Annotated in this window: 18 protein-coding genes and 1 pseudogene; 14 read left to right on the plus strand and 5 right to left on the minus strand. The window is 54.1% G+C overall.

Going from position 1 to position 17,566, the window contains the following annotated elements:
• Position 1: 1 nt before the first annotated feature.
• From JNO11_RS03835 to JNO11_RS03855, 5 genes are all read left to right on the plus strand, one after another.
• A complete protein-coding gene (locus JNO11_RS03835) occupies positions 2-2,317 on the plus strand; it encodes a fimbrial biogenesis outer membrane usher protein (RefSeq protein WP_325176944.1) in 2,316 nt (771 codons plus the stop codon).
• Entirely contained in the window at positions 2,274-2,486 is a 213-nt protein-coding gene (locus tag JNO11_RS03840; RefSeq protein WP_325176945.1) for a FimD/PapC C-terminal domain-containing protein, read from the plus strand. The genes JNO11_RS03835 and JNO11_RS03840 overlap by 44 nt, the downstream gene beginning before the upstream one ends.
• Before the next feature lie 10 nt (positions 2,487-2,496).
• Positions 2,497-3,786 (plus strand): fimbrial protein, encoded by a 1,290-nt coding sequence (locus JNO11_RS03845; protein WP_325176946.1) that lies wholly within the window; start codon positions 2,497-2,499, stop codon positions 3,784-3,786.
• Entirely contained in the window at positions 3,786-4,523 is a 738-nt protein-coding gene (locus JNO11_RS03850; protein ID WP_010255341.1) for a molecular chaperone, read from the plus strand. The genes JNO11_RS03845 and JNO11_RS03850 overlap by 1 nt, the downstream gene beginning before the upstream one ends.
• A gap of 103 nt (positions 4,524-4,626) precedes the next feature.
• Positions 4,627-4,914: a helix-turn-helix transcriptional regulator gene (locus JNO11_RS03855; RefSeq protein ID WP_010255342.1), complete on the plus strand. Its 288-nt coding sequence runs from the start codon at positions 4,627-4,629 to the stop codon at positions 4,912-4,914.
• 334 nt (positions 4,915-5,248) lie between these two features.
• Here the strand turns inward: JNO11_RS03855 and JNO11_RS03860 are convergent, their stop codons facing one another.
• The 3 genes from JNO11_RS03860 to JNO11_RS03870 form a co-directional block, all read right to left on the minus strand.
• On the minus strand, positions 5,249-6,505 hold the full coding sequence (locus tag JNO11_RS03860) for a histidine-type phosphatase (RefSeq protein WP_060679580.1): 1,257 nt from the start codon (positions 6,503-6,505) through the stop codon (positions 5,249-5,251).
• Positions 6,506-7,318 carry an inositol monophosphatase gene (locus tag JNO11_RS03865; RefSeq protein WP_064689915.1) on the minus strand — a complete coding sequence of 271 codons (813 nt, stop codon included), beginning with the start codon at positions 7,316-7,318 and terminating at the stop codon, positions 6,506-6,508.
• A gap of 207 nt (positions 7,319-7,525) precedes the next feature.
• A complete protein-coding gene (locus tag JNO11_RS03870; RefSeq protein ID WP_064689916.1) occupies positions 7,526-8,107 on the minus strand; it encodes an ACP phosphodiesterase in 582 nt (193 codons plus the stop codon).
• A gap of 103 nt (positions 8,108-8,210) precedes the next feature.
• Here JNO11_RS03870 and queA point away from each other — a divergent pair, with 103 nt between their 5' ends.
• The 5 genes from queA (at position 8,211) to secF (ending at position 13,692) form a co-directional block, all read left to right on the plus strand.
• Positions 8,211-9,281: a tRNA preQ1(34) S-adenosylmethionine ribosyltransferase-isomerase QueA gene (queA, locus tag JNO11_RS03875; RefSeq protein WP_010671194.1), complete on the plus strand. Its 1,071-nt coding sequence runs from the start codon at positions 8,211-8,213 to the stop codon at positions 9,279-9,281.
• 78 nt (positions 9,282-9,359) lie between these two features.
• The gene (gene tgt, locus JNO11_RS03880; protein ID WP_010255351.1) at positions 9,360-10,508 is read left to right on the plus strand and encodes a tRNA guanosine(34) transglycosylase Tgt; all 1,149 of its coding nucleotides are present in this window, start codon (positions 9,360-9,362) and stop codon (positions 10,506-10,508) included.
• Positions 10,508-10,840 (plus strand): preprotein translocase subunit YajC, encoded by a 333-nt coding sequence (gene yajC / locus JNO11_RS03885; protein WP_010255353.1) that lies wholly within the window; start codon positions 10,508-10,510, stop codon positions 10,838-10,840. The genes tgt and yajC overlap by 1 nt, the downstream gene beginning before the upstream one ends.
• 25 nt (positions 10,841-10,865) lie before the next feature.
• A complete protein-coding gene (gene secD / locus JNO11_RS03890) occupies positions 10,866-12,713 on the plus strand; it encodes a protein translocase subunit SecD (protein ID WP_325176947.1) in 1,848 nt (615 codons plus the stop codon).
• A 10-nt stretch (positions 12,714-12,723) separates the two neighbouring features.
• Complete coding sequence (gene secF / locus JNO11_RS03895) at positions 12,724-13,692, plus strand: protein translocase subunit SecF (protein ID WP_010255357.1); 969 nt, start codon at positions 12,724-12,726, stop codon at positions 13,690-13,692.
• 66 nt (positions 13,693-13,758) lie between these two features.
• On the opposite strand, the gene JNO11_RS03900 is transcribed toward secF, so the two are convergent.
• The gene (locus tag JNO11_RS03900) at positions 13,759-14,328 is read right to left on the minus strand and encodes a DUF3251 domain-containing protein (RefSeq protein WP_325176948.1); all 570 of its coding nucleotides are present in this window, start codon (positions 14,326-14,328) and stop codon (positions 13,759-13,761) included.
• 16 nt (positions 14,329-14,344) lie between these two features.
• Positions 14,345-14,782 carry a peptidoglycan-binding protein LysM gene (lysM, locus tag JNO11_RS03905; protein WP_010671197.1) on the minus strand — a complete coding sequence of 146 codons (438 nt, stop codon included), beginning with the start codon at positions 14,780-14,782 and terminating at the stop codon, positions 14,345-14,347.
• Positions 14,783-14,970: 188 nt separating this feature from the next.
• Here lysM and nrdR point away from each other — a divergent pair, with 188 nt between their 5' ends.
• From nrdR to nusB, 4 genes and pseudogenes are all read left to right on the plus strand, one after another.
• Complete coding sequence (gene nrdR / locus JNO11_RS03910; protein ID WP_009091750.1) at positions 14,971-15,420, plus strand: transcriptional regulator NrdR; 450 nt, start codon at positions 14,971-14,973, stop codon at positions 15,418-15,420.
• Between the two features lie 3 nt (positions 15,421-15,423).
• A pseudogene (gene ribD / locus JNO11_RS03915) lies at positions 15,424-16,525 on the plus strand (bifunctional diaminohydroxyphosphoribosylaminopyrimidine deaminase/5-amino-6-(5-phosphoribosylamino)uracil reductase RibD).
• Positions 16,526-16,616: 91 nt separating this feature from the next.
• Positions 16,617-17,087 carry a 6,7-dimethyl-8-ribityllumazine synthase gene (gene ribE, locus JNO11_RS03920; RefSeq protein WP_010255369.1) on the plus strand — a complete coding sequence of 157 codons (471 nt, stop codon included), beginning with the start codon at positions 16,617-16,619 and terminating at the stop codon, positions 17,085-17,087.
• Positions 17,088-17,106: 19 nt separating this feature from the next.
• Positions 17,107-17,526, plus strand: a complete 420-nt coding sequence (gene nusB / locus JNO11_RS03925) for a transcription antitermination factor NusB (protein WP_010255372.1) — start codon at positions 17,107-17,109, stop codon at positions 17,524-17,526.
• The last annotated feature ends 40 nt before the right edge of the window (positions 17,527-17,566 follow it).

Below are 17,566 nucleotides of genomic sequence, written 5' to 3' on the forward strand. Positions count from 1 at the left end.
AATGAAAATCAGAATTTATTACCTGCTTATTTCTCTCTGCTCGTTTTCTATTTATGCGGAAGAATATGAATTCAGCCCCGCCATGCTCAGTGCGGGCGGCCTGAGCGATATTTCCGCATTGTCAGGAGAAGACACATTTTATAACCCCGGTGAATATGACGTTTCAGTTTACATAAACAATAAATTATTTTCAAAAAAGTCGCTGACTTTTGAACGGAAAGGTAAGTCGCTGACGCCGTTATTTACAGGTGAGTTTATCAACAGTTTACCTCTTAAAAAGAAGCCAGAAGCCCTGGTTAATGACAGAAAATACGCGCTTGAAGCTGTTCTGCCGGAGGTAAAGACTTCGCCCGACCTTTCTTCTCTGCGGGTAAACATTACTGTGCCTCAGTCTCTGCTGGTATACCGTCCGGATGATTATATTCCCTCAAGTGAGTTTGAGGCAGGCAGTACCGCCTTATTTTCGAATTACACGGTCAACCAGTATGAGTCACATAGCACCCATACAGGCGGAGTGAGTTCGACGTATGTTGGACTTAGCAGCGGCTTTAACGCAGGAAAGTGGCAGTTCCGGCAGCAGGGGAATTTCAACCGTAACCGTTTTGGGTCCAGATGGCACTCCTCACGCCTGTACGCCAGTCGGGGCTTGCCGTCACTGCGAAGTGAGCTGCTGCTAGGCCAGCTCAGTTCGGGCTCTGATGCATTCAGCGGGCTCGGTTTTACCGGTGTAAGTCTCAGGACCGATAACCGCGTGTTACCCCCTTCCATGGTTCAGTATGCGCCGACGGTGAGAGGTACAGCGAGAACCAATGCGAAAGTCGAAGTCTTTCAAAAAAAATACAAAATCTATGAGACGACTGTTCCACCGGGTAACTTCAGAATTGATGACCTGGCACCGGCTTTCTACGGTGGAGACCTCAATGTCAGGGTGACGGAAAGTGACGGAAGCCTCACTGAGTATTCAGTACCTTACTCTACACTACCGGGTTCCGTCCGCCCCGGACGCCTGGACTATAGCTTTTCAGCCGGCGAGATCAATGATTACAGCCGTGACAACCAGTTTACCGAGCTTTCCGTCAAGTATGGCGTTTCTAATGCGGTAACGGCAAACAGCGGGTTACGTATCGGCAGTGGTTATCAGGCGGCCAGCGGTGGGGCCATCTATTCTTCGTCACTCGGTGCATTCGGTTCTTCTGCAACCTGGTCCAATGCGCGACTCAGAAATGGCAGCGCCACGCAGGGGTGGATGGTGAATACCGAGTACAGTAAAACGCTGGGTCCGGTTGGCACCACCATCAGTTTTGCCGGCTACCGGTATTCCACCCGTGGCTACCGGGATCTTCAGGATATCGTTGCCCTGAACAACTCGGACACCCCGCTGTCGTCGGTGGAGGGGGGAACGTACATGCAAAAAAACCGTCTTCAGCTCAATGTCAGCCAACCGCTAGGTTCACTGGGCAGCATTTACGTTTCCGGCTCATCGCAAAATTACTATGACGGACGAAACAAAGACACCTCTTATCAGGTGGGATACAACACGGCATTGCCTTACGGCATTCACATGGATTTCAGTATTTCCAGACAGTACCGCACCCGGATTTCTGACGCGCAGAGATGGGGAGTACCTGACGAAAAACGGCACAAGGAATATTACAAAGACACCCAGTTTGCGCTGAATTTTTCTGTGCCTATCGGGCGTGATACCCGTAATACAACCCTGTCTGCGTCATACATCAATAGTAATAGTGAACACAGCTACCAGACCTCGCTGTCCGGCAGCGCAGGTAAAGACAACACGACCCAGTGGGGTGTGAATTACAGTCGCGACCGCTCAGGAAACAGTTCGGGTCTGAATCTGGCGACCATTCTGCCCAAAGCCAACGTGAGTGGAACGGTCTCAAAATCTCCGGGAAACTGGCAGGCATCCGGTTCGATGAGCGGTGCCATCGCGTTGCACAGTGGCGGGATCACACTGGGGCATACCGTGAGTAACACGTTTGCCATTGTGGAAGCAAAAGGGGCAGAGGGCGCCACGGTACTCAATGGCCAGAACATTAAAATCGACAGTTCAGGTTATGCAATCGTTCCTTCGCTGATGCCTTACAGACGTAACAACATCAACCTTGATGCGCCGGAAGGGGCATCCGCGGATGTCGATATTATTGACAGCCAGCACGTTGTGACGCCATACGCGGGTTCCGTCAACCGGGTGGTCTTCAAAACGCGCCAGGGCATACCGGTCATGATGCAGCTCAGGCGGGCGAATGGCAGCTATGTCCCCCCTGGGGTCAGATATTTTCGATTCCGGTGGAAATAACGTTGCAACGGTAAGCCAGGCCGGTAATACCTATCTGCGGCTGGAAAACCGTCAGACACTGACCGCCCGGTGGGGCAGCGCGCCCGATGAACAGTGCACCATCCGTTATACGCCTGTAGATACTCAGTCCACGAAAGCGCTGAATTATATTACCGCAGTCTGTCAATAAGGCCTTATGCATGAAAAAGTATGCAGTCATTTTTTCCCTGCCGATCGTGGCGTTTTTTACATCGTCAGCCTTCGCCACATGCCAGCCTGTCTATAAAGCCAGACAGGGCGATGACAGTAAAGGCGGTGTGCCTCTGATTTTTGGTTCAATAAAACTTCAGCCCGCGGAGTTTATGCCAACTGGACTGATTGGCTCCACTACGGCCACGGTAGGGCAGGCTCAATCCTTGCCTGAAGGGGAGAACCAGCTGTTATACACCTGTGATCTTGCCGATCAGGGACAGACCTATGAGTATTTTGCCACTAACGGCGACAGTAACGTGGGGGGCAATATCAGCGCGGGAGAGGGCGTCTATCAGACCTATTTTCCTTTTATCGGCATCAAACTGATTCGTGACAGTGACGGTAAGGTGTTCTCAAGGTACTGGCAGCATTCACCAATTGAAGGGCACCGGGAGGGTAACAAGCTCAACTTTTATGCCCGTGACTTCAGCGGTGTGACGGCAGAAATTTACCGCTTACCATCCACAATGAGAGGAGGCGATCCGGTTGCGCATTGGGGATGTAATGGCCCTGCGGATGATTCCGCCAGCGGTATTGCATATACCTGTCCCCAGCCCAACGGCTATACGGTTTTTGTCGGGCCGGGCTGGAACGACAAAAAAAATATCACTATCCCAGGTGCTGACAGTAACACGAACTGGGACGGGTTCAGTAACTGGAACTGGATTGGCTTTGGGATGCAATACTCTACGGCAAACACGTTCGTGCAAACGCCCTGGGGATGTCGCGTCTACAGCTATACAAATCCTGTCATTTTACCGCCAGTCACTGTCACTGTGTTGAAGTCTGATTTTGAAACAATAGGTAAGGACTTTACTGTAACCTATCGGTGCGGTGGGGCGCTCGTTAATGGCTTTATCAACCGGAATGCAGGTGTTGGACCTGATAAAATTTCGGTCGCATTCAGCACTGATCATCCTATGTCCGGGAACAACGTTTTGTGGTCACGTTATGCGTTATCGGATAATTATGGACAGGATGGATATGCGTCAAACGTCGGCATAGGTGTGTCTGTTGCCGGTAAGACGGTCGGATTTATAACCAACGCATACACTAATGATTATACAAAAGGCTGGTTTTCTCTTCTGGATGGGGAAATCTCGCGTTCTCAAAATACCCCCACTCAGGTAGATATCACGTCTCAGTATTTCGCATTCTATGGCATCGTTGACCCCGCAAAACCTGTCACGCCTGGGAAAATAGATGCGACGGCGCATATTATTGTGAGGTACTGGTGATGAGATATTTTTTATATTGGGTGAGTTTTATTTTTCTGTTTAATGCGGCGGAACTCCATGCCACGATTATGCCGTTGCAGGACAGGGTGCTGTTCAGCAGCAAGGACAGCGGCAGGCGCCTGCTCATCGTCAACAACGACAGTCAGGCGCCGGTGTTACTTCAGAGCTGGGTTGATGATGGAAGCGCCGGCGATATTAATAAAGAAAAAAATTACCCTTTTGCTATTATTCCAGCAGTCGCCAGGATGACACCGGGTAAAATTCTGAACCTTAAGATACTGCCGACGGAAAAAATACTTGATTTACCCCGTGATCGTGAGTCCGTATTCTGGATAAATCTCTATGAAATTCCGGGTGTCAAATCTTCTCAGCAGGAGAAAACGGCCAATAAAATAGAAGTCGGATTAAACACCCAGCTGAGAATTACCTATCGGCCTTTCAATAGCAGTATGGACATTAACAGTATTGGCGGCGCTATAAACGTCCGCATTGCCGACAACGGTCATTCACTCGAGCTGAGTAATCCTACGCCCTATTTTGTGACGCCTGTTTCATTAAAAGTTACGTCATTGGCTGGAGAGCAGTCACTAAAACTGGGCATGGACAGAATGATTGCTCCTTATGACAATAAAGGTTTTAGTTTGCCTGAAGTAATAAAAAATAAAAAAATGACCGTTGAATACACGCTGGTCGATGACGTCGGAAAAGAGGCCGTTTTCACTAAAAACCTGAATTAGTTTTCACCTTATATACGCTGGTTCCAGACTGGCAGAATAACGCTGTTTACAGCTTTTACAACATTATTAATCCGTTTTAAGCAATGGAGGAACTGTGACGTTTATGGATAATACCCAACGCTGCATGTCATTTACTGAGAATGAAGTCGCTGTCACCTGGTTCTTTATGACCGGCATGACCCTGAAGCAGATAGCCGAATGGTTAGGGCTGACTGAGAAGTCCGTTAGTTATTACAAAAGAAGGGTGATGAGGAAAATAGGAGTAAAAAACAATAATGAATTTATTATGTGGTATCTGGGGAATCGATCGATATATCAGGACAGTGCCGCGGAATTCAGTATTCTGCGCCGAAGTGTTCCTGACTCCCGTAATCAGCAGGTAAGGGATTAACAGGTTGATTTTAAGGAGGCAATTAAATTCAACCTTACTATTTTCCAGGCCGGGTATGTAGCTTCAGGCGAGAGCGCGTGTGGGTACATGGGCACAGGGGGGAGAAGACAGAAAGAGAGAAATAAAAAACGGCGAAACCAGTCGCCGAAATACTCAAGAATTACAGGAAAATAGTTAATAAAGGGATGATTGACGGGTCTATCGTAAAACAAAACGAGTGGCGCTGATAGTCAGGCGATTTAAATAAGAAAAGGTCGGAATGGCGTTAATTAACAGCGGTTAACATTATTCAGGCCGCGTTGATGCTGCGGCCTGAATTTGATTAGCCACAGACTCAGGGCAATATAACCGAAACCGGCAGCACAGCGCTGTTATCCAGCTTTTTTCGTAGCTGAGTCAGCGTGGATTGATAAGGGCAGAGCAGGCCGACATCGGTGATTCTGCAGTCATGCTGATGCCACTCCTGACGTAATAACGGATGTTTATCATCAATCGGTTGCAGCTGACGAATCCCATCCAGACTCTGCGCCTGGAAATAGAGCCGCAAAAAACGTTCGCCGCTGTGGGTGTCGCGCCAGCGCTCCAGCACCAGACTACTGCCCGGTGGAATGTTGCCGCGTGAATAGCCTGGCAACTGCCAGCTAAAGCCCATCAGGGTGCGCACCATCGCAATATTGGTGTCATGTGCCACCAGAATCAGCCAGCGGCCCGGCGCGCTATCGGAAGCAATCGCCTCCAGCAGGGCGTTGAGCAATATTGAGCCACGGCGCTGTGCCTGATAGAGCACGTCGTTGCTGAGATCGTAGTTTGCGGTCAGCAGCGGCAGCAGCGTGGTGATCTGCGCGGCCGAGGTGATGTGTCCCCAGGCGAGCTGGTCCAACGGCAGGTTTTCGCTGTAGCCCAGTCGCAGCGTCTCCACCATGCTTGCCATCACACTCAGCCCGTAAACGTATGTGTTGCCGTTACGGGTTTGCCGGAACGACCAGGGCGCATCAAAGAGGGGGCAGTCAGTCGCGGGCGGGCAGACGGCGGCTTTCAGCTGCTGAATGGCGGGTTGCAACTGCTGTTGCAGCCGCGCCAGATCGCCCGCTTTCTGCTGCTTAGCCGCCAGCTCCTGAGCAGGATCGCTCTGGGTGATCGTCAGCTTTTCACTCTGAAACAGGGGATCGACTTCGCCCGCTACGTGATGCACCGGCACGCCGCAGCCGGGAAAGGCCCCGTCAGTCAGCGCTGTGGCCGTGGCACGGGTGCGCTGCAGCGGACTGGCGCGCACGTAGACCTGTGCCGCATCAGGACAGCCCGCGCCCAGCAGGCCGAGCTGGCGATAGTGCTCGCCTTGCCAGCGTCCTTTATTGACCACCGCGCTGTAGCCATGACCGGTCAGCTCACCATCGGCGGTGGTCCACTGCGTCCAGGGTTGCTGGCTGGCGGCTTCAATCTCTTTACGATTGCCGGGGGTGGGCGGACGGACACCGTGACGGCTCAGTTCGACCACTTTCTCCAGCTGGTAATCCGCCGCCTGTGACACCGGACTTAACAGCCAGAGAGAACAGAGGATCAGCGCGCAGCGGTACAGGCCTGGCAGCGTCATTTACTCCTCCAGCGCGCGATTATCGGTCAGCGCTTTGATTTTTGGATAAAGAGTCGCATTGGCCAGCAACACCGGGTTGCCGTTTTTGAGTCCTTCGTTGCGCAGATAATCATTAGTAACGCCGCCCGCTTCGCGCATCAGGACGATGCCCGGCAGACTATCCCAGGGATGCATATGCGCTTCATAGTAGCCAATCAGTCGCCCGGCGGCCGCCCAGGCGCTGGTCAGCGCGCCAGAACCGATGCGGATAAACATGCCACCCTGTTCAGTTAAGCCGCTAATCAGGCGCGAGACGCTTTCGGCAGGGGTGCGACTGGAGTTGCTGATGCCGAGCAAACCCTCGTTGAGATGCGTCGCGCTATGAACCTGCAAACGGCTCTCATTAACCCACGCACCCTGACCTGCTCGTGCGTGAAACAGCTCCTGATGATTGGGATCGCAGACCACGCCGATCACTGGTTCGCCGTCACAGACCACCGCCAGCGAGACGCACCAGTTAGGCAGGCCGTTGACGAAGCAGGCGGTGCCGTCGATGGGATCGACCACCCAGATAAAGGGCGCGCCCTGAACCTCACCGCCGCTCTCTTCGCCATAGACAGCATCGTCAGGAAAGCGCTCAGCGATTAATGTCTTAATCAATGCCTCAACGTTACGATCAGCCTCGCTGACCACGTCCTGCAAATCCCTTTTGTGTTCCACCACCAGTGTCTGACGCTGCTGATACCACGAATAAGCCCGGCTGGCCGCCGCACGGGCGATGTCGCAGGCGTAACGGTAACGCGCGTCAATTTCAGAATGCGAAGCGGATGACATCTTTTCCTCTTATGTCTTTTGGTCAAAACGAACGGAAGGCACGCCTGAACAGGCGGTCTGGCTGTGATATTTACTTAACTATTGTTAAGAAAGGCTTCATTAAGCCGCAGATAGGCAGCAATGGCAAGATGATGCGGGGGTCGGGTTAGGCGCTTTCCCGGCGGACGAAAGCTGGCGTCCGCCAGCCCGGCAGCAGAGGATCGTGTTTTACAGGGTTCTGCTGGTCGCCAGCGCCATTAAACGCGGATAAAAAACAAAAAACAGCGCTTCCAGCTGATCATAGTGTTGCGTGAAATCGTGGTAGGAGTCGCGCAGGGCCGCCAGGCGTGGACGGCGGCTGGCCATGCCGTGCAGCACCCGCTCCAGCCGCGCGGGCTGGGCATAATGCTCAAACCAGCGCTCGCGCCACATCACCGCGTTGAGTTCCTGAAACTCGATGGGGGTGTCTGTCAGTTGCGGCATGATCTCGCGCTCGGCGGCGGCAGAAAAGTGCACCAGGGTCTGGCCGGGCGTGAAGTGCTGCCAGTGCCGGGCCAGAAAATGGTCCCAGATGACGTCCAGCGTAATGGGTGCCACGCGATAGGTTTCGGCACGGAATAGCTGACGGGCGCTGCGCACTTCCGGCAGCGCATCGGTCATCACATCGAGACGACGGTGCATCAGAATGCCGTCCGCGACGGGCGCAGACCAGTGCTGGTGCGGGTTGCCACGCACAAAATCGGCCATTAAATTGCCGAGTAAGGAGCTGTCGGCCAGCTTAGCCAGATGGAGATGAGCAAGAAAGTTCATGCCGCATTATAGGCTGAACTGCCTTTGCGCAGCCAGTTGTTCAGAATTGGTCGATTTTCCGCTAAACTGTGCCGCCTGTTTTTGCCTGAGAAAGAACTCTTTCATGCGTGTCGCCGATTTTGCTTTTGAACTGCCTGAATCCCTGATTGCTCACTATCCCCAGGCGCAGCGCAGCGGCTGTCGTCTGCTGTCGCTCGATGGCCCCAGCGGGACGCTGTCGCACGGTGTGTTCACCGACGTGCTGGATAAACTGAATCCGGGCGATCTGCTGGTGTTCAACAACACCCGTGTGATTCCGGCGCGCGTCTTTGGCCGCAAAGCCAGTGGCGGCAAAATCGAGATGCTGGTGGAGCGGATGCTCGACGACAAGCGTGTGCTGGCCCATGTGCGCGCCTCGAAAGCGCCGAAGCCGGGAGCAGAACTGCTGCTGGGCGAAGATGAGAGCGTGAAAGCGACGATGGTGGCGCGTCACGATGCGCTGTTTGAGATTGTGTTTGATGATGAGCGCGCGGTGCTCGACATCCTCAACAGCGTCGGCCATATGCCTCTGCCGCCTTATATCGACCGTCCGGATGAAGAGGCGGATCGCGAGTTGTATCAGACGGTTTACAGCGCCCGTCCGGGTGCCGTTGCGGCACCGACAGCCGGTCTGCATTTTGATGAACCGCTGCTGCAGGCGCTGAAAGAGAAGGGCATTGAGATGGCGTTTGTGACGCTGCATGTCGGTGCGGGAACCTTCCAGCCGGTGCGCGTCGACACCATCGAAGAGCATCACATGCATGCTGAATATGCCGAAGTGCCGCAGGAGGTTGTTGATGCGGTGCTGGCCTGTAAAGCACGCGGCAATAAAGTAGTCGCTGTCGGCACCACCTCTGTCCGTTCGCTGGAGAGCGCCGCCAAAGCGAGTCAGGATGCCCTGATTGCGCCGTTCTTCGACGATACCCAGATTTTTATCTATCCGGGCTATGAGTATCAGGTGATCGATGCGCTGATCACCAACTTCCATCTGCCCGAATCGACTCTGATTATGCTGGTCTCGGCGTTTGCCGGTTATCAGCACACCATGGCCGCGTACCGCGCAGCCGTGGCTGAGCAATATCGTTTCTTCAGTTATGGCGACGCGATGTTTATCAGCAAAAATCCGCAGGCGCCGCTGGAAAAAGTGGGCGACTGATTTATTAACCGATAGCCGGAATCGACTGAGAGCGACTGAAGGTTATCTGCATCGGACTGTTTCTCCGATGGAGGCTTTGTGAAATTTGAACTTGATACCACAGACGGGCGCGCACGCCGTGGCCGTCTGATTTTTGATCGCGGTGTGGTGGAAACCCCTGCGTTTATGCCTGTTGGCACCTATGGCACCGTTAAAGGCATGACGCCGGAAGAAGTGCAGGAGACCGGCGCGCAGATCATTCTGGGCAATACCTTCCACCTCTGGCTGCGTCCGGGCCAGGAGATCATGAAACTGCATGGCGATCTGCATGACTTTATGCAGTGGAAAGGGCCGATCCTGACCGACTCCGGCGGCTTCCAGGTCTTCAGCCTGGGCGACATCCGTAAAATCACCGAAGCGGGCGTGCATTTCCGTAACCCGATCAACGGCGACCCGATCTTCCTCGATCCGGAAAAATCGATGGAGATTCAGTATGACCTCGGTTCCGACATCGTGATGATTTTCGATGAATGTACGCCCTATCCGGCGGACTGGGACTACGCCAAACGCTCGATGGAGATGTCGCTGCGCTGGGCGCAACGCAGTCGTGACCGTTTTGACAGCCTGGGCAATAAAAATGCGTTATTTGGCATTATTCAGGGCTCGGTTTACGAAGATTTACGAGATGTCTCGGTGAAAGGTCTGGTAGAGATTGGCTTTGATGGGTACGCTGTGGGCGGCCTGGCGGTGGGTGAGCCTAAGCAGGACATGCACCGTATTCTTGAGCACGTCTGTCCGCAGCTTCCGCAGGATAAACCGCGTTATCTGATGGGTGTCGGCAAGCCAGAAGATCTGGTCGAGGGCGTCCGTCGCGGCGTCGATATGTTTGACTGCGTGATGCCGACCCGTAATGCCCGAAATGGTCATCTGTTTGTGACTGAGGGTGTGGTGAAAATCCGCAACGCCAGATACAAAGATGACACTGCGCCACTGGATGCGGAGTGTGATTGTTACACCTGTCGCAATTATAGTCGTGCCTACTTGTATCATCTCGACCGTTGTAACGAAATACTGGGCGCGCGTCTGAACACTATCCACAATTTGCGCTATTACCAGCGCCTGATGGCAGGTTTACGCCAGGCCATCGAAGAGGGTAAATTAGAGCGCTTTGTAAACGAGTTCTACCAACGGACGGGCAAAGAAGTTCCGCCTTTAACGTCTGATAATTCATCAATGAGGGAAATTTAATGAGCTTTTTCATTTCTGACGCCGTGGCCGCAGCAGGCGCACCGTCTCAGGGAAGTCCGTATTCTCTGGTGATCATGCTGGTGGTGTTTGGTCTGATTTTCTATTTCATGATCCTGCGTCCGCAGCAGAAACGTGCGAAAGAGCACAAGAAGCTGATGGATTCTATCTCTAAGGGTGATGAAGTGCTGACCAGCGGTGGCCTTGTAGGCCGCGTAACAAAAGTCTCTGACACGGGCTACGTAGCTATCGCGCTGAATGACACCAATGAAGTCGTCATTAAACGTGATTTCGTCGCCGCCGTGCTGCCTAAAGGCACTATCAAGGCGCTGTAATTCTTTCTTCCCTAAGGGAACTGCCGTGTTAAATCGTTATCCTTTGTGGAAGTACGTGATGCTGGTCGTCGTGATTCTCGTCGGCCTGCTCTATGCGCTTCCCAACCTGTATGGTGAGGATCCGGCCGTTCAAATCACTGGTGCGCGCGGAAGCGCCGCCAGTGAGCAGACGTTGGATCAAATTCAGTCCGCATTAAAACAAGACAATATCCAGAGCAAATCTGTTGCGCTGGAAAATGGTGCGATTACCGCGCGCTTCAATAATACGGATGTGCAGTTACGCGCCCGTGAAGCGATCATGAAAACGCTGGGTGAAAACTACGTTGTTGCGCTGAACCTCGCGCCAGCCACGCCTCGCTGGCTGTCGATGCTGTCAGCAGAACCGATGAAACTCGGTCTCGATCTGCGTGGTGGTGTGCACTTCCTGATGGAAGTGGACATGGACACCGCACTCGGCAAACTGCAGGAGCAGAATGCTGACTCGCTGCGTAGCGACCTGCGCACCAAAAGTATCCCTTACACCACCGTCAACAAAATCGCGAACTACGGCGTGGAAATTCGTTTCCGTGACGCAGCCAGCCGCGATGCGGCGATCTCCTGGCTGACCTCGCGTCATCAGGATTTGGTGATCAACAGCAGCGGCAGCGATGCCCTGCGTGCCACCATGAGCGATGCTCGTCTCAGCGAAGCGCGTGAATATGCGGTTCAGCAGAACATTACTATTCTGCGTAACCGTGTGAACCAGTTGGGCGTGGCCGAACCGCTGGTACAGCGTCAGGGTTCCGATCGCATCGTAGTTGAGCTGCCGGGTATTCAGGATACGGCACGCGCTAAAGAGATTCTGGGTGCAACGGCGACCCTAGAATTCCGTCTGGTAAACACCAGCGTGGATCCAACCGTAGCGGCCAGTGGTCGTGTACCGGGTGACTCTGAAGTTAAAGACATGCGTGATGGCCAGCCGGTGGTGCTCTACAAGCGGGTGATCCTGACCGGTGACCATATCACCGACTCGACTTCCAGCATGGATGAGTACAACCAGCCACAGGTGAACATTTCACTGGATGGCGCAGGCGGTAACATTATGTCGAACTTCACCAAGGACAACATCGGCAAGCCGATGGCGACCCTGTTTGTGGAGTACAAAGACAGCGGTAAGAAAGATGCCAATGGCCGTTCAATTCTGGTGAAACAGGAAGAGGTGATTAACGTCGCCAACATCCAGTCTCGTCTGGGGAACAGCTTCCGTATCACCGGTATCAACAACCCGAACGAAGCGCGTCAGCTCTCGCTGCTGCTGCGTGCCGGTGCGTTGATTGCGCCCATCCAGATTGTGGAAGAGCGTACTATCGGGCCGACCATGGGTCAGCAGAACATTACTCAGGGTCTGGAAGCCTGCCTGTGGGGTCTGCTTGCGTCGATCCTGTTTATGGTGGTGTTCTACAAGAAGTTTGGTCTGATTGCGACCAGCGCGCTGCTGGTTAACCTGGTGCTGATTGTCGGCATTATGTCGCTGTTGCCGGGTGCGACCCTGACCATGCCGGGTATTGCCGGTATCGTGTTAACGCTGGCGGTGGCGGTGGATGCCAACGTGCTGATTAACGAACGTATTAAAGAAGAGCTGCGTAACGGGCGCTCGGTTCAGCAGGCAATTCATGAGGGCTATAAAGGCGCCTTCTCCAGTATTGTCGATGCGAACGTGACCACCCTGATCAAAGTTATCATTCTTTATGCAGTCGGCACCGGTTCGATCAAAGGCTTTGCTATTACCACCGCAATTGGTATCGCAACCTCAATGTTCACCGCGATTGTCGGTACCCGTGCCATTGTTAACCTGGTTTACGGTGGCAAACGCATCAACAAGCTGTCTATCTGAGGAGTGCGTTGTGGCACAGGAATATAACATTGAGCAGTTGAACCACGGGCGTAAAGTCGTCGACTTTATGCGCTGGGATAAGCTGGCCTTCATCATTTCGGGACTGCTGATTCTCGCCGCGATTGCTATCGTGGGTGTGCGTGGTTTTAACTGGGGCCTCGATTTCACCGGTGGTACGGTGATTGAGATCGCGCTGGAAAAACCGGCCGATCTTGAAGTCCTGCGTGGTGATCTGGTGAAAGCGGGCTTTGACGAGCCGCTGGTGCAGAACTTTGGCAGCAGCCGTGACGTCATGGTGCGTATGGCACCGGTTACCGGCCCGGCGGGCACCGAGTTAGGCAATAAAGTGGTGTCGGTAATTAACCAGACCACGCAGCAAAATGCTACCGTTAAGCGCATTGAGTTCGTGGGTCCGAGTGTGGGCAGCGACCTTGCGCAGGCGGGTGCGATGGCGCTGTTGTCCGCGCTGATTGCGATTCTGATCTACATCGGTTTTCGCTTTGAGTGGCGTCTGGCGCTGGGTACCGTGCTGGCGCTGGCGCATGACGTGATCATCACCTGCGGCCTGCTGGCGCTGTTCCGCATTGAAATCGACCTGACGATTGTTGCCTCACTGATGTCGGTGATTGGCTACTCGCTTAACGATAAAATCGTGGTGTCGGACCGTATTCGTGAAAACTTCCGCAAGATCCGTCGCGGCAGCTCTTACGATATTACTAACGTGTCACTGACCCAGACGTTAAGCCGTACGCTGATTACCTCGCTGACCACGCTGGCGATGATCCTCATCCTCTTCGTGTTTGGTGGTGCGCTGCTGAAAGGCTTCTCACTGACCATGCTGATTGGTGTGACGATTGGTACGATTTCATCAATTTATGTCTCTTCGGCGCTGGCGCTGAAGCTGGGCATGAAGCGTGAACATATGCTGGTGCAGAAAGTCGAGAAAGAGGGCGCCGATCAGCCTTCTATCCTGCCTTAATCGCCTCAGAGAAATAAAAACGGGCAGCCATGTGGCTGCCCGTTTTTTTTTGCACCTGTGATCAGATCAGGGTGCAGCAGGAGAGGTCTGGGCAGGTGCGTCGCCGGTGACGTTATGCACGCGGACATAACCTGATTGATCCGGCGTGAGGCCGCTGAGTTGCAGCGGTATGCTCACCGAATGCTGGGGCAACAGCGAGGCAGGGACCGCTATTGTCTGACTCAGACTGCCGTTACTCAGTGGTTTACCGGTTGCCGGATCGAGTTCGCCCCAGTTCACCGTAGCGTGCAGGGCAGGCAAAGGGCGATCGTCCATTGAGCGTACCGTCAGGGTTGCCCGCGAGCCGCTGGCTTCAGCGGTGACAGGCGAGAGCGCCAGTCGCAGCGTGCCGAGCTGGGTTTGCAGTGCCACCGGCGTGTTCGCCTGCGGGATCAGCCACGCGCCTTGCTGCGAATGGCTGTTTAACTGCCCCTGAATCTCCAGCGCGCTGGCCTGCGTGGTCAGGTGCTGCATCTGCTGATTAAGCTGACTCACTTCCTGATGCAACTCTCTGACCTGCGGGTTGCTGGCGCTACTGCTGCAACCGCCCAGCATCACCAGAGAGAGCGCCACCGGAACCCAAACCATCCTGCTCATAAGTTATCCTTGTACGTTATTTTGGAATACGTAAAACCTGGCCAGGATAGATCTTATCAGGATGAGAGAGCATTGGCTTATTCGCCTCGAAAATCTTGTTGTATTCGTTGGCATTTCCATAAACCTGTTTGGAAATTGCGCTCAGCGTGTCGCCTTTTTTCACGGTGTAAAGTTCTGACTCGGCCGCGCTGTCTGTCACGGTCACCTTATCTTCCACTTTGGTGATGCCTGCAACGTTACCGGCTGCGATCAGAATCTTCTCTTTCAGCTCCTGGGAAAGGCCATCGCCCGTCACGGTCACGGTATCGCCATTGACCTTCACATCCACTTTGTCGCTGTCGGGTAAACCGAGCTTGTTGATGTGATCCTGCAGCTTTTTATTCTGGTCATCGCCGCCATTCACGGCATCCCATAATTTTTCACCGGCTTCTTTCACAAAATTAAACAGACCCATACAACCTCCAGAGTGTTAGTGGATATACGCCGTCTTTCGGCTCTATAAGCGTAGACCCTTTTGCCGTCGCTGATATTTAACATCATTTATGCTGTGCGTGGTGGCACAGGAAAGGCACGGAAGAGATTTTGTTGATTCGCAGTTCGCGTTACACTGTCTGGCCCATCTCTCTCGCGTCAGGAAACGTCATGCATTGCCCATTCTGCTCCGCTGTGGACACCAAAGTGATTGATTCTCGTCTGGTTAGTGAAGGCTCTTCGGTGCGCCGCCGCCGCCAGTGTCTGATGTGTCATGAGCGTTTTACCACCTTCGAGGTGGCGGAACTGGTGATGCCACGCGTGGTGAAAAGCAATGACGTGCGCGAACCCTTTAATGAAGACAAAATGGCCAGCGGGATGATGAAAGCGCTTGAGAAGCGTCCGGTCAGCGCCGATGCGGTTGAAAGCGCCGTAAACCATATTAAAACCCAGCTGCGTGCCACCGGTGAACGTGAGATTCCCAGTAAGCTGATTGGCAATCTGGTGATGGATGAGCTGAAGAAGCTCGATAAAGTCGCCTACATCCGCTTTGCCTCGGTTTACCGCAGCTTTGAAGACATTCGTGATTTTGGCGAAGAGATCGCCCGGTTACAGGATTAAACCATGGATGAACTTTATATGGCGCGTGCGCTGGAACTGGCGCGACGCGGCCGCTTTACGACGATGCCGAACCCCAATGTGGGCTGCGTGATTGTGCGCGATGGCGAGGTGGTCGGTGAGGGCTGGCATCAGCGCGCCGGTGAACCGCATGCTGAAGTCCACGCCCTGCGCATGGCGGGTGAGAAAGCGCGTGGCGCAACCGCCTATGTCACGCTGGAACCCTGCAGCCATCATGGCCGTACGCCACCCTGCTGTGATGCGCTGATCGCCGCTGGCGTTACCCGTGTCGTGGCCGCCATGCAGGATCCGAATCCGCAGGTGGCGGGGCGCGGACTGCACCGTCTGCATCAGGCGGGCATTGAGGTCAGCCACGGTCTGATGATGCCGGAAGCGGAGGCGCTGAATCGCGGTTTCCTCAAGCGGATGCGCACTGGCTTCCCCCTGGATCCAGCTCAAGCTGGGTGCCTCACTGGATGGCAGAACGGCAATGGCCAGCGGCGAAAGTCAGTGGATAACCTCGCCGGCTGCCCGTCGTGATGTGCAGCGCCTGCGTGCGCAGAGCGCCGCCATTCTCAGCAGCAGCGCCACGGTGCTGGCGGACGATCCTTCCCTGACGGTACGCTGGTCTGAACTCAATGCGGAGAGCCAGGCACTGCTTGATGAGCAGCAACTGCGTCAGCCGGTGCGGGTGGTTATCGACAGCCAGAATCGCGTGACGCCGCAGCATCGGCTCATTTCGCAGCCGGGTGAAACCTGGCTGATGCGTCATCAGCCCGATCAGCAGAGCTGGCCCGCTGACGTAACGCAAATTGCTGTTCCGCTGCGCGAACAGCAGCTGGACCTGGTGGCGATGATGATGCTGCTGGGACAGCGACAGATTAACAGCGTCTGGGTTGAAGCGGGCGCAACGCTGGCCGGTGCCCTGTTGCAGGCCGGACTGGTCGATGAACTGATTGTTTATCTGGCGCCTAAGCTGTTAGGTCATGAAGGACGCGGGCTGTGTCAGCTGCCGGGACTAAGCCAGCTGGCTGACGCACCTGCCTTCCGTTTCAGTGATGTCCGCCAGGTCGGTGACGATTTACGCCTGACCCTGACACCACAATAACACGGTCGGAAAAGCGAGAGCACGCCGCCCAAGAGTATGATAGAATCCGCCCCCCCTGCGCGGGGCCAACCAAACCCCTGAAAGGATAAGTATGAAAGTTATCGAAGCTGCTGTTGCAACGCCTGAGGCCAATGTTGCCATCGTTATCGCGCGTTTTAACAACTTCATTAATGACAGCCTGCTGGATGGCGCAGTTGATGCCCTGAAACGTATCGGCCAGGTCAAAGATGACAATATCACCGTAGTCTGGGTGCCTGGTGCATACGAACTGCCTCTGGCAGCACGCGCGCTGGCCAACACCGGCAAATATGATGCGATTATCGCACTCGGTACGGTTATTCGGGGTGGCACTGCGCACTTCGAATATGTGGCGGGTGAAGCCAGCTCCGGTATCGCCAGCGTTGCCATGAACAGCGAGATTCCTGTCGCGTTTGGCGTGCTGACCACTGAAAGCATCGAGCAGGCCATTGAGCGTGCCGGCACCAAAGCGGGTAACAAAGGTGCTGAAGCGGCTCTGACTGCGCTCGAAATGATCAACGTATTGAAAGCCATTAAAGCCTGATTTTTGTAAGGGGAATTTTGTGAAACCTGCTGCTCGTCGTCGCGCCCGTGAGTGCGCTGTTCAGGCGCTTTACTCCTGGCAGTTGTCGAATAACGACATTGCCGATGTGGAATACCAGTTTCTGGCGGAACAGGACGTCAAAGACGTCGACATTACCTACTTCCGCGAACTGCTGTCCGGTGTGGCGACCAACAGTGCGTATCTGGATGGACTGATGAAGCCCTATCTGTCGCGTCAGCTCGAAGAGCTGGGCCAGGTAGAAAAAGCTATCCTGCGCATCTCGCTGTATGAGCTGAGCAAACGTAATGATGTGCCTTATAAAGTGGCCATCAACGAAGGGATTGAGCTGGCGAAAGTCTTCGGTGCCGAAGACAGTCATAAATTTGTTAACGGCGTGCTTGATAAAGCCGGTCCACAAATTCGACCCAATCGCAAATAAACAAAAAAGGCCGGCTTGCCGGCCTTTTTTCATGAAGGGT

The organism is Pantoea sp. 1B4 (assembly GCF_016925765.1).
Classification (GTDB): Bacteria; Pseudomonadota; Gammaproteobacteria; order Enterobacterales; family Enterobacteriaceae; genus Pantoea; species Pantoea agglomerans.